The sequence below is a fragment of the Acinetobacter lwoffii genome, assembly GCF_024129595.1.
GTDB classification, from domain to species: Bacteria; Pseudomonadota; Gammaproteobacteria; order Pseudomonadales; family Moraxellaceae; genus Acinetobacter; species Acinetobacter lwoffii_O.
This window is the reverse complement of sequence record NZ_JAMXXS010000022.1, coordinates 39,362-53,185: the sequence shown is the minus strand read 5'-3', so window position 1 is coordinate 53,185 and position 13,824 is coordinate 39,362. Positions and strand designations below refer to the sequence as shown.

Here is a 13,824-nt window from a genome sequence, read left to right as displayed (position 1 = left end):
AAATTATCAAAGTTCTGTTGCTTTAGCCTGTATATTTTTATGGCTACCTTTATAGGGTTAATTATGAACAGTAAATGTCAACAGACCCTAAGTATTAATAAATAAAACGACATAAAATTAATATTTAGAGGATAAATAAATGCCTTCTATCGGGTTAAATGTAAACTATGTCACAAGTTTGTTAGGTTTTTTGTTAGCATAATTGCATAGTGTTACAAAGCAGCATAATAAAAATGAAAATATATGCTATCCCTGTTTTTGCCTTAATGATCAGTTTATTAGGATTTTGTGTCCATAAACAGTCCGAAATCAGAAAATATGAAAAGATCCGTCATGTCTTGAACGATGGACGTGATTCAAGCAAATTGCTGGAATCCAATCGGCATCGACATTAAGCAGGCTAGACAATCTTCTTTCGTTGATTGGGCTAAAATGATAAAATTAAATCAATAATAAATATAATAAAAATTTAAAGTATTCATTTAAGATATATTAATTTCTAATAAAGTGTAAAATCTAAGAAGCAATAAGAAATCAATGTGTTATAATTTGCCAACGATCAGGATGAAGCAGAATTCATCTTGTTAAGCATTTGGTTTAAATCGTAAAATAAAGCTGCATAAAGGTTATGCAGCTTTTTTGTTTAGATTTTTTTTTGGGTTTTTATAGCATAGCCCTGGGGCTGTAAGCTGTTCCAACATTTTAACCCGTCAAATGGCTATGCTGGCATATTCGTTGCTAACACATCCTTAAAATTGATGAATTTTTTTATAAAATTTCATTTATTTGACGGCTTGCTTAAAGCATAAAGTTTACTCAATAGGGGCTAGGTCATGACGACTCCTAATCCATCTTCAGAAAGTATGCTTGAACGTCTGTTTAAACTGAGTGAAAACAAAACCAGTTTCCGTACAGAAGTTCTTGCCGGTGTAACTACATTCTTAACGATGTGTTACATCATTATTGTCAATCCGATGATTTTGTCCGAAACGGGGATGGATCATGGGGCTGTCTTTGTAGCAACCTGTCTTGCAGCCGCGATTGGCTGTTTAGTCATGGGCTTGATTGCAAATTATCCAATTGCACTTGCACCAGGCATGGGCTTGAATGCCTTTTTTACCTATTCCGTATGTTTGGGAATGGGTGTGCCTTGGCAAACAGCACTTGGGGCTGTGTTTATCTCGGGTCTTGTGTTTATTGCGATCAGCATGTTCAAAATCCGTGAAGCCATTGTAAATGCGATTCCAATGTCGCTGAAACTGGCCATCGGTGGTGGTATTGGCTTATTCCTTGCGCTGATTGCTTTGAAAAATGCCGGCCTGATTGTGGATAATCCTGCTACGTTGGTAGGTTTGGGCGATTTAAAACAACCATCGGTTTTGCTTGCATTATTTGGTTTCCTTCTGGTTGTTGTGATGCATCACTTTAAAGTGCGTGGTGCGATCATCATCAGTATTTTGGTGTTAACCGGTATTTCAGCAGCATTGGGTCTGAGTGAATTTAAAGGTGTGGTTGGCGCAGTGCCATCGATTGCACCCACATTTATGCAAATGAGCTTTGAAGGTCTGTTCACTGCCAGTTTAATTGGCGTGATTTTTGTCTTCTTCCTGGTCGATTTATTCGACTCAACCGGTACGCTTGTAGGTGTTTCACACCGTGCAGGCTTGTTGAAAGATGGCAAACTACCGCGTTTGAAAAAAGCACTTTTTGCTGACTCTTCTGCAATTGTTGCAGGTGCAGCGCTGGGTACATCTTCAACTACGCCATACATTGAATCTTCTGCGGGCGTAGCAGCCGGTGGCCGTACAGGTCTAACTGCTGTTGTAGTCGGTATCCTGTTTGTTGCCTGTTTGTTCCTTGCACCATTGGCACAGTCTGTACCAAGCTTTGCAACAGCACCAGCGCTGTTATTTGTCGGTGTCTTAATGATTCAAGGTATCGTGCATATTGACTGGGAAGATATTACAGAAGCAGTTCCTGCATTTTTAACCATTGTATTTATGCCATTTACCTATTCAATTGCTGATGGTATTGCGATGGGCTTCATCAGCTATGCACTGATCAAATTGTTAACCGGTAAGGCATCAACTGTACCGTATATGGTCTGGATTATTGCAGTACTATGGACGCTTAAATTCGCACTATTTGGCGGCTAATTTTACTAGATTTGGAAAGGGTGTAAACTCAGTTTGCACCCTTTTTTTATTATTTTAGGTTTCATGAGGAGAAGCGATGAACCGTCTTGAGTTGATTCGAGCTTTGCCAAAGGCCGAGCTTCATGTTCATATTGAGGGCACTTTTGAGCCTGAGCTAATGTTTGCGATCGCTCAGCGTAATAAAATTGCCATCCCGTATAAATCTGTTGAAGAAGTTAAACAGGCCTATAACTTTTATAATCTTCAGTCGTTCCTGGATATTTATTATGCCGGCGCTGCTGTATTAATTCATGAACAGGATTTTTATGATCTGGCGTGGGCGTATTTTGAAAAATGTGCTGAAGACCGGGTCGTGCATACTGAAATGTTCTTTGATCCACAAACCCATACCGATCGTGGTGTTGCTTTTGCAACCGTGATCAACGGCTTGCAAAAAGCCTGTGATGATGCCAAAACTAAACTTGGTATCAGTTCACATCTGATTATGTGTTTCTTGCGTCATTTAAGTGAAGATGCTGCATTTGCAACACTGGAACAGGCCTTACCTTATAAAGACCAGATTATTGCGGTCGGTCTGGATTCAAGTGAAGTCGGGCATCCACCTTCAAAGTTTGAACGTGTCTTTGCTAAAGCGCGTGAAGCAGGTTTCTTGGTTGTAGCACATGCAGGTGAGGAAGGTCCGGCAGCTTATGTCTGGGAAGCTTTAGATTTGCTGAAAGTGAATCGTATTGATCATGGGGTTCGTTCGGAAGAAGATCCGGAGTTAATGCAGCGCCTGATCGCAGAAAAGATGCCACTGACAGTTTGCCCATTGTCAAACCTGAAACTCTGCGTCGTGGATGATATGCAGCAGCATAATATCCGTCGCCTCTTGCAACAAGGCGTGCACGTTACAGTCAATTCAGATGATCCATCTTATTTTGGTGGTTATATGAATGACAATTTTATTGCCATTGCTGAAGCACTGGATTTAAGCAATGAGGAACTCAAGCAGTTGGCCATTAACTCATTTGAAGCCTCTTTTATTACCGATACTGAAAAAGAGCAATGGATCAACCAGATCCGTGCCCTGGTTTAAGTTTTTAAATAAAAGGCAGGGTTCGCTCTGCCTTTGTTTTTATAGATGGATATGAAATTGAAAAATATAATTCTGCTCATCAGTAGCGTGTTGATATCTGCTTGCTCAAATGCGGATATGACTTTGACACAGCGTACTTTAAAACCCGTGATTGAATACCAATGTGCAAAAGAATTGAAAGCATCTAAATTCTGGACTGCCTCGACCTATTTTATGCAGGACAAAAATAAAGCTGAACTTGAACAGAATGTCTGTTCATGTGTAGGTGAGCATGCACTCAAGGATATTCCGGCAAGCACTTTACTGAAAGCGACTCTGGATGAAGAAGTAAAGTCAAAACTCACGCAACAGGCTATTGCAAACAGTCTGAAAGGCTGCATGACCGAGTTCTTAAAATAAAATCAGCTTTGCAATGAAAGCTGATTGAGTGTGGTTTTGCAGATTATTTTTTAGAAGATTTGGATTGTCGGGTCATGCTGTTGAGTACATGATCTTTATCGATAAAATGATGTTTCAGTGCTGCGAAAATATGTCCAACTAAAAGTAAGCCAACTGCCCAGGAAAGCCAGATATGCAGGGGTTTTACGATCGCGGTTACAGCCGGATTTTCTGCAATCAGTGCCGGCAGGTTAAATAAATATAGCACTGGTGCTGGATAGCCCAGACTCCAGCTATATAAACAGCCGGTGACAGGTAGAGCAATCAGCATAAAATACAAAGCCAGATGACCTGCATGTGCCAAAGTTTTCATCCGGGGTGACATAGTGTCCGGTAGTTCAGGGGCAGGATGGGTATAACGCCAGAAAATTCGCACAACCAACAGGAAAATAATGGTGGTGGCGATATTTTTATGCAGGGTGATGACATCGCCTTTAAAGCTGCCATCGACCTCATAACTTAAAAAATTCCCACTATAAAAACCAATCAGCCAGGCCGCAATAAAGATAACTGCCATGATCCAGTGCAACCATTGTGCCGTGCGCGTGTAATATTGTACTTTTTCCATGTGATTTTCGATTGCCCTCAAAGATGGATGCACCTTAGCAAAGGGCGAATCAGCCCAGCAATTCCAAATCTGCAACGCTATGGTGGCTTTCATGCAACATCCATTGAAATGGCTGGGTGCAGATTAAACATTCAGGATGATTTATAGATTTCTTATTCAGGTGAATTTCGGCACAATAGCGTCACGCTTCATATATGAATAAACAAGGAACAGATCTGTGAAAAAATTATTGGCTGCACTTGCTCCGCTTACTTTGGTTTTATCGGCTTGTGCAACAACAGGCAGCCCTGAAACGCAAACCACGACTCAACAGCTGGGTGGGGCTGCGCTTAAAATCGCGATCAATGCAAAATGTACGACTGAGCTGAATAATATTCCAGCATGGCAAACAGCTACACGTCTAATGACTACGACCCAAAAGCAGAATATCCAGACTGAAATTTGTGGCTGTGTCAGCGAAAAAGCACCCCAAAGCGTAACAGCGGTAGATTTGGCGACTGCAGCAATTGACCCGGCAGCACGTGCGACGATTGTCGGCAATGTGGTTGCAAAAACCATTAACGCTTGTGTAGCTGAAGCTGTAAACTAAGCCAAGATTAAATTGAAATAGGCTGACTGGTTCAGCCTATTTTTTATGGAAAAATAGACATGAAGATTGCTGGTGTAGATGAAGCAGGGCGTGGGCCATTAGTGGGTTCGGTGGTCGCTGCGGCAGTTATTTTGGATCCGAACAACCCGATTGAGGGTTTAAATGATTCTAAAAAACTCACTGAAAAGAAGCGTGAAAAACTTTTTATCGAGATTCAGGAAAAAGCGCTGGCATGGGCCATTGCTGAGGCTTCTGCGGCAGAGATTGATGAACATAATATTTTGCAAGCTTCTTTGCTGGCCATGCGCCGTGCTGTAGAAGCTTTGCCAGTTCAGCCTGAGCATGTATTGGTCGATGGCAACAAGATTCCACAGGGCCTTGCTATGAGCTGTGATGCCGTGGTGGGTGGTGATGCACTGCATGCTGAAATTTCAGCAGCCAGTATTCTGGCGAAAGTAACCCGTGATCATCAGATGATCGAGATGGACCAGAAGCATCCGCAATTTGGCTTTGCCAAGCACAAGGGTTATCCGACCAAGGCACATTTTGAAGCGATTGCCTTACATGGCGTGATTGATGAGCATCGTCGCAGTTTTGGGCCGGTAAAAAAGGTGATTGCAGCATTACAGCAGGGTGCAGAACTTTAAGTTTTATTTTAAATTATCTAAGTATTTAATATTTTTGTATAAAATTTAGACAAATTTAAAGCGGCTCAAAAGCCGCTTTATTCTTCGCACAAACATTAACGGTTAAAGTTATTTTGTGTCTGGCTATCGTCTTCATAAGAAGGTTGGTAATCTTGATCGATATGTTGAAGATGTTCATGCATTGCACGTTCATGCTGGATACGCTGGTAAATCTCTTCACGGTGCACAGAGACTTCTTTCGGAGCATTCACCCCAATACGAACCTGGTTACCTTTTACACCAAGCACAGTCACACTGACTTGATCACCAATCATTAAAGTTTCCCCGACGCGTCGAGTCAGAATCAGCATGTTTTTCTCCTTGCAAAATGCAAAACCTGCAATCTATTGAATGTAAAACAAAAAGCACAACCAAAAATTACAAAATAAGATCTGGATAGAAATTCTGTCATCTGGGTGAAAGATTTTAATCTATCTCAGCTGGTTAAAAATCCTCAGGCTTAATATAACAGAGCCACTATAAAAAAAACTATAGTGGCTCTGCATTTTTGTAGACTTTTATAAAATACTGTCAAACAATGACAATATTCTGTCTTAACGATTAAGCGCGTACGCTAGATTCGCCTTGTTCACGGTCTAAACCGAATGCGGTATGCAATGAACGAACAGCAAGTTCAAGATAATTTTCTTCAATGATCACAGAAATCTTGATTTCAGACGTCGAGATCATCAGGATGTTGATGCCTTCATCTGCCAATGCTGTAAACATTTTGCTCGCTACACCTGCATGAGAACGCATACCTACACCCACAATCGATACTTTTACGATATCTGAACGGGTCGCAACTTCACGCGCACCAATTTCTTGAGCAGTCGCTTCAAGAATGGCTTTGGCTTTATTTAATTCGCCACGGTTCACAGTAAAAGTGAAATCAGTTGTACCATCTTCTTCAACGTTCTGGATAATCATATCCACTTCAACATTGGCATCACCAATCGGGCACAAAATTTTAGAAGCAATACCTGGTTCGTCAGGCACACCTAAAATAGTTAATTTTGCTTCGTCACGGTTAAATGCGATACCGGAGATAATTGGCTGTTCCATGTTGTCTTCCAATTCAGTCGTAATAAGTGTACCAACGTTTTGCTTAAACTCTTCGTCGAATGCGCCATCGTTGTCATTGTCGAAGCTTGATAATACGCGTAAAGGCACCTGGTATTTACCAGCAAATTCAACTGAACGAATTTGCAGGACTTTAGAACCGAGTGACGCCATCTCAAGCATTTCTTCAAATGAAATACGATCAACTTTTTTTGCTTTTGGTGCAACACGTGGATCGGTGGTATATACACCGTCAACGTCGGTATAAATTTGGCATTCATCTGCTTTGAGTGCGGCAGCAATTGCAACACCTGAAGTATCAGAACCGCCACGCCCTAAAGTAGTGGTATTGCCATGTTCATCAAAACCCTGGAAACCGGCAACGACAAGTACGCGGCCTGCATCCAGATTTGAGTTCAGGACTTCAGTATCAATGGATTCGATACGTGCCTTATTGAATGAGCTGTCGGTTTTCATGCCAACCTGGCGACCTGTTAGTGATTTTGCTTCAACTCCAATTGAGTTCAGCGCCATTGCTAACATAGAAATCGTAACCTGTTCACCCGTAGATACCATTTGGTCTAGTTCACGTGGGTCAGGGGTTTCGGTAATGGCCTTCGCTAAAGCAAGTAGACGATTGGTTTCGCCACTCATTGCTGATACCACTACCACTACCTTGTGGCCGTGGTCATGCCAGCGCTTTACACGACGAGCAACATTTAAAATGCGCTCGGGAGTACCCATAGAGGTACCGCCATATTTTTGAACGATTAATGCCATAGTTGTTCCATATAAGCCATGACCCTGATGTACCTATCAGGGTCAGTTACACAAAATTGAAGTTTTATTTTGCTGCAAGCCAGGCAGTTAAATCTGCCATCACTGGAGCAAACTTCTCGTTAAGTGGCGCGCCACCTTGTGCCAAGTCAGGTTTACCACCACCTTTACCACCTAGCTCAGTTGCCAAATGTTTGATGATGTCACCTGCTTTAATAGAAGCAGTAAAGTCTTTTGCTACAGATGCGATCAAGCTCACCTTGTCACCCTCTACACCTGCCAGAACAATCACTGCATTTTCTAATTTTGATTTCACACCGTCGTGCAGGTTGCGTAGTGCTTTTGCATCCATGTTTTCAACAGTTGTAATCAAGGTTGCACGACCTGCAATGCTTTGAACTTGGCTTAGAAGTTCACCAGCTTGCAGGCTAGCAAGTTTTTGATTGAGTTGTTCGATCTGTTTCTGCAAGCTCGATGCAGTATCAACCAGTGCTTCAACTTTTTCTAAAGTCTGGTCTTTTTGCGCTTTGAGCAAACCGTTAATCGTATTGATATCGCGATCGGCTTTTTGCGCAACTTCAACTGCTTTAGTGCCTGTTACTGCTTCAATACGACGTACACCGGCTGCCACACCACCTTCAGAGGTGATTTTGAACAGACCGATATCACCGGTACGTTTTACGTGAATACCACCGCAAAGTTCGATTGAGAAGTTTTTCTCTTCAATCACTGAACCCATAGACAGTACACGTACTTCGTCACCGTATTTCTCGCCAAACAGCATCATCGCGCCTTTAGCTTTCGCAGACTCGATATCCAGAAGTTCAGTAGACACCGCAGTATTGGCAATCACTTCAGCATTGACCAAACGTTCAATTTCTTGCAGCTGTTCAAAGCTTACAGGTTGGTCATTGGCAAAGTCAAAACGTAACACATCAGATGCAACCAATGAACCTTTTTGCTGTACATGTGAACCTAAAATTTGACGTAACGCAGCATGTAGCAGGTGAGTCGCAGAGTGGTTGCGCGCAGTTGCTGCACGAATATCTGCTTTTACTGTTGCTTCTACATTTTGAGTAACTTTCAAGTTACCCATCGTCACGATACCTTGGTGTACAAATGCGCCACCAGATTTTTTGGTATCTTGAACTTCGAAAATACCAGTATCGTTTTTAAAGAGTCCTGTATCACCGATTTGACCGCCGCTTTCTGCGTAGAAAGGTGTTTGGTTGAGTACGATCAGTGCTTCATCGCCTTCAAACACTTCATCAACTTGCTCGCCATCTTTGTAGATTGCGATGATTTGACCTTCACCTGCAGTTGCGTCATAACCATCAAACTGAGTTTCGCCTTCAACTTTAACTACGCTGTTGTAGTCGATCGCGAATTTACCTGCATCACGTGCGCGTTGACGCTGTGCAGCCATTTCAGTTTCGAAACCAGCTTCATCAATGGTTAAGTCACGTTCACGTGCGATGTCAGCAGTCAAGTCAGTCGGGAAACCATAAGTGTCGTAAAGTTTAAATACCACTTCGCCCGGAATCACAGAACCTTTTAACTGTGCCAATTCGCCTTCAAGCAATTTCAAACCTTGCTCAAGTGTTTTGGCAAATTGTTCTTCTTCTTTAAGAAGTTGTGCTTCGATACGTGCTTGTTGAGCAGCAAGTTCAGGATAAGCTTCGCCCATCACTTCGATCAGTGGCTTCAACATCTTGTAGAAGAACGAACCTGTTGCACCTAGCTTGTTACCATGACGTACTGCACGACGGATGATACGACGCAGTACATAACCACGACCTTCATTAGAAGGGTTTACGCCATCAGCAATCAGGAATGAACATGAGCGTGCATGGTCAGCAACAACTTTCAATGAAGCAGGATACTGAACTGGTGTGCCTTTCTCAGCAGCTTCAGCTTCAAGCGCTGTAGTGTCCAAACCAATAATTTCAGCCGCAGCTTTAAGTAAATGCTGGAATAAATCGATTTCGTAGTTTGAGTTGACGTGCTGTAAAACAGCAGAAATACGCTCCAAGCCCATCCCTGTATCCACAGAAGGTGCTGGAAGAGGGTGTAATACGCCATCAGCAGTACGGTTGAACTGCATGAATACGTTGTTCCAAATTTCAATGAAACGGTCGCCATCTTCTTCAGGAGAACCCGGTAGGCCACCCCAGATGTGATCGCCATGGTCAAAGAAGATTTCAGAACATGGACCGCAAGGACCGGTGTCGCCCATCGCCCAGAAGTTGTCTGATGCGTATTGACCGCCTTTGTTGTCACCAATACGGATGATGCGAGATGCATCTAGACCGATTTCTTTGTTCCAGATGTCAAAGGCTTCATCATCGGTGTGGTAAACGGTTGCATAGAGTTTATCTTTAGGAAGACCAAGCCATTCTTCGTTAGTCAAAAAGTCCCAAGCAAATTTGATCGCATCACGTTTGAAGTAATCACCAAAGGAAAAGTTACCCAACATTTCAAAGAAAGTGTGGTGACGTGCTGTATAACCCACATTGTCCAAGTCGTTGTGCTTACCACCTGCGCGCACGCATTTTTGTGATGACACTGCACGTACATAATCGCGTTTTTCTAGACCTAAGAAGCAATCTTTAAACTGGTTCATACCAGCATTGGTGAACAGCAAAGTTGGGTCATTGGCAGGTACTAGAGAACTCGACGCGACACGTGTATGCCCTTGCGATTCAAAGTAACGCAAAAATGCTTCACGAATTTCAGCTGATGTCATAAAACGAGTACTCACAACCAAGTCACTCCATAATTTCCGATTTGGCTAAAACACCACAGTCTGACAAGCATACAAGAGCTCTGCTGCAATGCGGGGCTTAAAAATTTAAAACGCCAAATTATAACGGAAAAAGCAGTAGGCACCAATCATTTTAAAACCAATTGCTAAGGATTTATTTACTCAGGTTTTTTGCTGAATAATTAAATTGAATTTTCCCGAAGCAGAATCTGTGGATATCCATCACTTTAAAAAATAAACGGAATTTTAAATGGCTCGAATCCAGACGAATGTATCAGAAATAAAATAATCGAAAATCAGTATTTTCACTGAAGTTTTTAATGTACGGCGCAAGAAATCCTTTAACATAGAAGAGTTTTAAAATAGGCATATAAAAGGTCGAGTCATGCAACGAGTGGCAATCAATGGATTTGGGCGTATTGGACGGAATGTACTGCGCGCATGGTTTGAAAATCCGAAAGATTTTAATTTTGAAATCGTTGCCATTAACGATATTGCCGATGTTGAAACCCTGATTCATCTATTTAAATATGACTCGACCCATGGCCGTTTTCCGGGGCAGGTAGATCTCAGTTATGATGCTGAACATATCCATATGCATATCAGCTATCAAGATGCCGCTTTAAAAGTGCAGGTTTTGTGTGAGCCGCAGCCGGCTAAGTTGTCTTGGCAAAACCTGGCGGTAGATGTGGTACTTGAATGTACCGGACTGTTCCGTTCCCGTGAAGCTGCGACCCAGCATATTGGCGCAGGGGCAAAACGTGTGATTATCGGCGCGGCACCTTTTGATACGGTCGATGCCGCGATTGTCTATGGTGTCAATCATCATGAAGTCAAAGCATCGGACCAGATCATTTCCAGTGTTTCTTGTACTACCCAGGCTTTGGTGCCACTGGTCAAAATTGTCGATGATGCTTTTGGCATCAGCAGTGCGTTAATGACCGAAATCCATGCTGTAACGGCGGATCAGTCGGTACTGGATCAGGCACATCGCGATTTGCGTCGTGCCCGTGCCTCAGGTCATAACATTATTCCAACGACTTCAAGCGCACTCGGTGCATTAAAGCGTGTCATGCCAAAAATGGACGGACGGATTGACGGTTATTCGATTCGCGTCCCGACCATTAATGTGGCAGCGATTGATCTGACCTTTGTTTCCCAGTCTCCCATTACCGATCATAAGCTGAATGAAGTCCTGATTAAGGCTGCGAAACAGGATTTTGCCGAAATCATGGCTGTGACGGATGAGCCATTGGTATCGAGTGATTTTAATCATTCCCCATATTCATTGATTGTGGATTTGACCCAGACTCTGGTGGTCGGGCATCAAGCCAAGGTCTTTGCCTGGTATGATAACGAGTGGGGCTATGCCAACCGTCTGCTGGATTTATGTGAATCATTTCATTAAGTTCGGGTCATCTAAACCTCAAAAGCACCAAGACACGGTGCTTTTTTCTTGCCTGTAAATATTCTGCAAGCCATGTTTTAAGAGAATTTGCCGGTAATTGATCGAAAATCAGGAGTTGAGGCTGAATTATTTACGTTATCCGCAGCATTTTTCGTTAAGATAAAGACAATAAAATGAAATAAGAGCAAGCACATGATGGTGGTTTGGGGATTTATTATATTGCTGACTTTGGCAGTGATTTTTCTGATCTGGCTGCAGTTTAATCAGAATGATGAACCACGTAGCGTGGAAGGCATGCCAGTCGAAGAAAAAATCGTGCATCTGGAAGAAAATTTAAAAAAGACTCTGGAAATCATGCAGGATTTAGCCAAAAAAATGCATGTACAGCAGGAAGTGCTGGATCAGACCACGGCCAAACTTCAGCAGGTCGAATTGCAAAATGCCGAGCTAGTCAGTTTGCTGACCAAAGTGGTTGATCCACAGAAATAATCCAAACCCCTTTAGAAATCATTTAAAGGGGTTTTATTTGAGCATTAGACGATTAAAATTCTTAAAACTGCGGCAGAAACCATACTGATGGCGACGGTTGGTAATAATCCAAAACGCGTAGCCGCAAATAGCGTTAAAGCCAATGCGATCAGGTCTGCAGGATTGTCGCGTACAAAATAGGGTGCAATCACTGAAATCAGCACGCAGCCGGGCACTACTTCCAGAATTTTTCGCTGGCGCTGTGTCAGCGTTTTGTTTTTTAATAAGACATAGCCCAAGATTCGGGTTAAATAAGTGGTCGCAGCAATCAGGATAATGGCCACCAAGGTACTCATCTGGATCATGTTTGATCCTCTTGAATCAGGAAAAATGCCGAAGCGATTCCAGACAATGCACCAATTGGCACATACCAGCCCGCAGGTAAATATAAATAAGCCAAAGCCGCACAGACTAAACTGACCAGCCATGGCCGGGCAGCCTCAAAACCTTTCCACATACTTCTCAGTAACACCAGAAATACAGCAGGAAAGGCCATATCAAAACCAAAACGGTTGATGTCACCTAATACAGGTCCAAGTATGGCGCCGAGTGTGGTAAATCCGACCCACATCAAGTACAGGCAAAAACACAGGCCGGCATAATAAGGCATGCTAAACGCAGCACGATAACCCAGTTGCGCTTGTTTCCTTTGTGCATCAGCCAGACCGAGCGCCCAGCTCTCATCGACCATAAAGAACAGCGCCGGAAAAACTTTACGATTGGGGAGATGCTTTAAATACGGAACCAAACTGGCGCCCATCAACAGATGCCGGCTATTCACCAGAAAGGTAATGAACATCAGCATAAGTAAATTTGGCGGACTGCTCCAGACTTCCAGAATGGCAAACTCAGAACCACCGGCAAAGTTCAGACCTGTCAGTAACGGCACTTCGAGCAAGCTGAAATTCTTCTGTACCGCCGTCGCACCCAGCACCAGCGCAAAGGGGATAATCCCTAAAAGCATTGGAATAGAATCTTTCATGCCACGTTGAAATTCGCTGAAATCGGTAGGGACAACCACCGCTGCGGTGCTTTGTCTAAACAAAAGCATGGAAATGACCTGGGTACTGCAAAACTAGACCATATTTTATGGCGATATTCTGGCTATTTGCTGTTGTAATGAAAGAGATTTACGTTTTATTTAAAATTAAATTGCGCTAAATTGAATTTAAAGGGTTTTAAATGCCAAAGTATAAATATGGATCAAATAGATAAACGCATTTTGCATGAGCTGCAAATGAATGGAAAACTGCAAAATAATGAACTGGCTCAATTAATTGGCTTGTCGCCATCACCCTGTTTAAGACGGGTGAAACAGCTGGAAGATGATGGTGTGATTGAGCAATATGTCGCGCTGCTGAATCCGCAAAAGGTCAATTTGGCGATGAGTGTGTTTGCACGTGTCTAGCTCAAGTCTCAAGAGGCTGCCGTGGTCGATCAATTTGTCGAAGCGATCAAGGAAATGCCAGAGGTGGTCGAGTGCCAGTTAATGGCGGGCGATTGTGATTTCTTTCTAAGAATTGTAGTGGCTGATCTGGATGCTTATCGTAAATTTCAGATTCACCATTTAACCCAAATTCCCTGCATTCAAAGTGTAAAAACTGAAATTCCATTGCAAACGGTCAAAAGTACCACTGCATTGCCTTTGGTTTAATGCCTGATTTTTTCATGCTATTTGTTTTGAATGTGCATTAAAACGCTGATAGTTGACACAATTGTTGTTGATTTCATCAGGTAGCGAAAATTATAAAATTTGCGATGCACAGCCAA

The 13,824-nt window shown here is 42.6% G+C and carries 13 protein-coding genes and 1 pseudogene; 8 read left to right on the top strand and 6 right to left on the bottom strand.

All coding sequences use genetic code 11. The annotated features are described in order from the left end of the window. The first annotated feature begins 833 nt into the window (after window positions 1–833). From NI466_RS11075 to NI466_RS11065, 3 genes are all read left to right on the top strand, one after another. Window positions 834–2,156 (top strand): NCS2 family permease, encoded by a 1,323-nt coding sequence (locus NI466_RS11075; RefSeq protein ID WP_004645563.1) that lies wholly within the window; start codon window positions 834–836, stop codon window positions 2,154–2,156. 76 nt (window positions 2,157–2,232) lie between these two features. Then, window positions 2,233–3,234, top strand: coding sequence for an adenosine deaminase (locus NI466_RS11070; protein WP_253173581.1), 1,002 nt, complete (start codon window positions 2,233–2,235; stop codon window positions 3,232–3,234). Window positions 3,235–3,279: 45 nt separating this feature from the next. Next, entirely contained in the window at window positions 3,280–3,633 is a 354-nt protein-coding gene (locus NI466_RS11065; RefSeq protein ID WP_004645560.1) for a hypothetical protein, read from the top strand. Between the two features lie 43 nt (window positions 3,634–3,676). Here NI466_RS11065 and NI466_RS11060 read toward each other — a convergent pair whose 3' ends face one another. Beyond that, window positions 3,677–4,240: a cytochrome b gene (locus NI466_RS11060; RefSeq protein ID WP_026055720.1), complete on the bottom strand. Its 564-nt coding sequence runs from the start codon at window positions 4,238–4,240 to the stop codon at window positions 3,677–3,679. 217 nt (window positions 4,241–4,457) lie between these two features. Between NI466_RS11060 and NI466_RS11055 the strand changes: the two genes are divergently transcribed. Next, window positions 4,458–4,829, top strand: a complete 372-nt coding sequence (locus tag NI466_RS11055) for a hypothetical protein (protein WP_004278974.1) — start codon at window positions 4,458–4,460, stop codon at window positions 4,827–4,829. 59 nt (window positions 4,830–4,888) lie between these two features. Continuing rightward, window positions 4,889–5,476 (top strand): ribonuclease HII, encoded by a 588-nt coding sequence (gene rnhB, locus NI466_RS11050; RefSeq protein ID WP_004278973.1) that lies wholly within the window; start codon window positions 4,889–4,891, stop codon window positions 5,474–5,476. A 95-nt stretch (window positions 5,477–5,571) separates the two neighbouring features. Here rnhB and csrA read toward each other — a convergent pair whose 3' ends face one another. From csrA to alaS, 3 genes are all read right to left on the bottom strand, one after another. Then, window positions 5,572–5,826 carry a carbon storage regulator CsrA gene (gene csrA / locus NI466_RS11045; RefSeq protein ID WP_004278972.1) on the bottom strand — a complete coding sequence of 85 codons (255 nt, stop codon included), beginning with the start codon at window positions 5,824–5,826 and terminating at the stop codon, window positions 5,572–5,574. Window positions 5,827–6,076: 250 nt separating this feature from the next. Then, complete coding sequence (locus NI466_RS11040; protein WP_253173579.1) at window positions 6,077–7,357, bottom strand: aspartate kinase; 1,281 nt, start codon at window positions 7,355–7,357, stop codon at window positions 6,077–6,079. Between the two features lie 64 nt (window positions 7,358–7,421). Next, window positions 7,422–10,115 (bottom strand): alanine--tRNA ligase, encoded by a 2,694-nt coding sequence (alaS, locus tag NI466_RS11035; protein WP_253173577.1) that lies wholly within the window; start codon window positions 10,113–10,115, stop codon window positions 7,422–7,424. Window positions 10,116–10,503: 388 nt separating this feature from the next. On the opposite strand from alaS, the gene NI466_RS11030 reads away from it, so the two are divergent. Continuing rightward, the gene (locus tag NI466_RS11030) at window positions 10,504–11,526 is read left to right on the top strand and encodes a type I glyceraldehyde-3-phosphate dehydrogenase (protein ID WP_253173575.1); all 1,023 of its coding nucleotides are present in this window, start codon (window positions 10,504–10,506) and stop codon (window positions 11,524–11,526) included. A gap of 192 nt (window positions 11,527–11,718) precedes the next feature. Further along, window positions 11,719–12,015, top strand: coding sequence for a hypothetical protein (locus NI466_RS11025; RefSeq protein WP_253173574.1), 297 nt, complete (start codon window positions 11,719–11,721; stop codon window positions 12,013–12,015). A 44-nt stretch (window positions 12,016–12,059) separates the two neighbouring features. On the opposite strand, the gene NI466_RS11020 is transcribed toward NI466_RS11025, so the two are convergent. Continuing rightward, a complete protein-coding gene (locus NI466_RS11020; RefSeq protein WP_044113011.1) occupies window positions 12,060–12,359 on the bottom strand; it encodes an AzlD family protein in 300 nt (99 codons plus the stop codon). Further along, window positions 12,356–13,105 (bottom strand): AzlC family ABC transporter permease, encoded by a 750-nt coding sequence (locus tag NI466_RS11015; protein ID WP_253173572.1) that lies wholly within the window; start codon window positions 13,103–13,105, stop codon window positions 12,356–12,358. The genes NI466_RS11020 and NI466_RS11015 overlap by 4 nt, the downstream gene beginning before the upstream one ends. 147 nt (window positions 13,106–13,252) lie before the next feature. Here NI466_RS11015 and NI466_RS11010 point away from each other — a divergent pair. Further along, a pseudogene (locus NI466_RS11010) lies at window positions 13,253–13,708 on the top strand (Lrp/AsnC family transcriptional regulator). The last annotated feature ends 116 nt before the right edge of the window (window positions 13,709–13,824 follow it).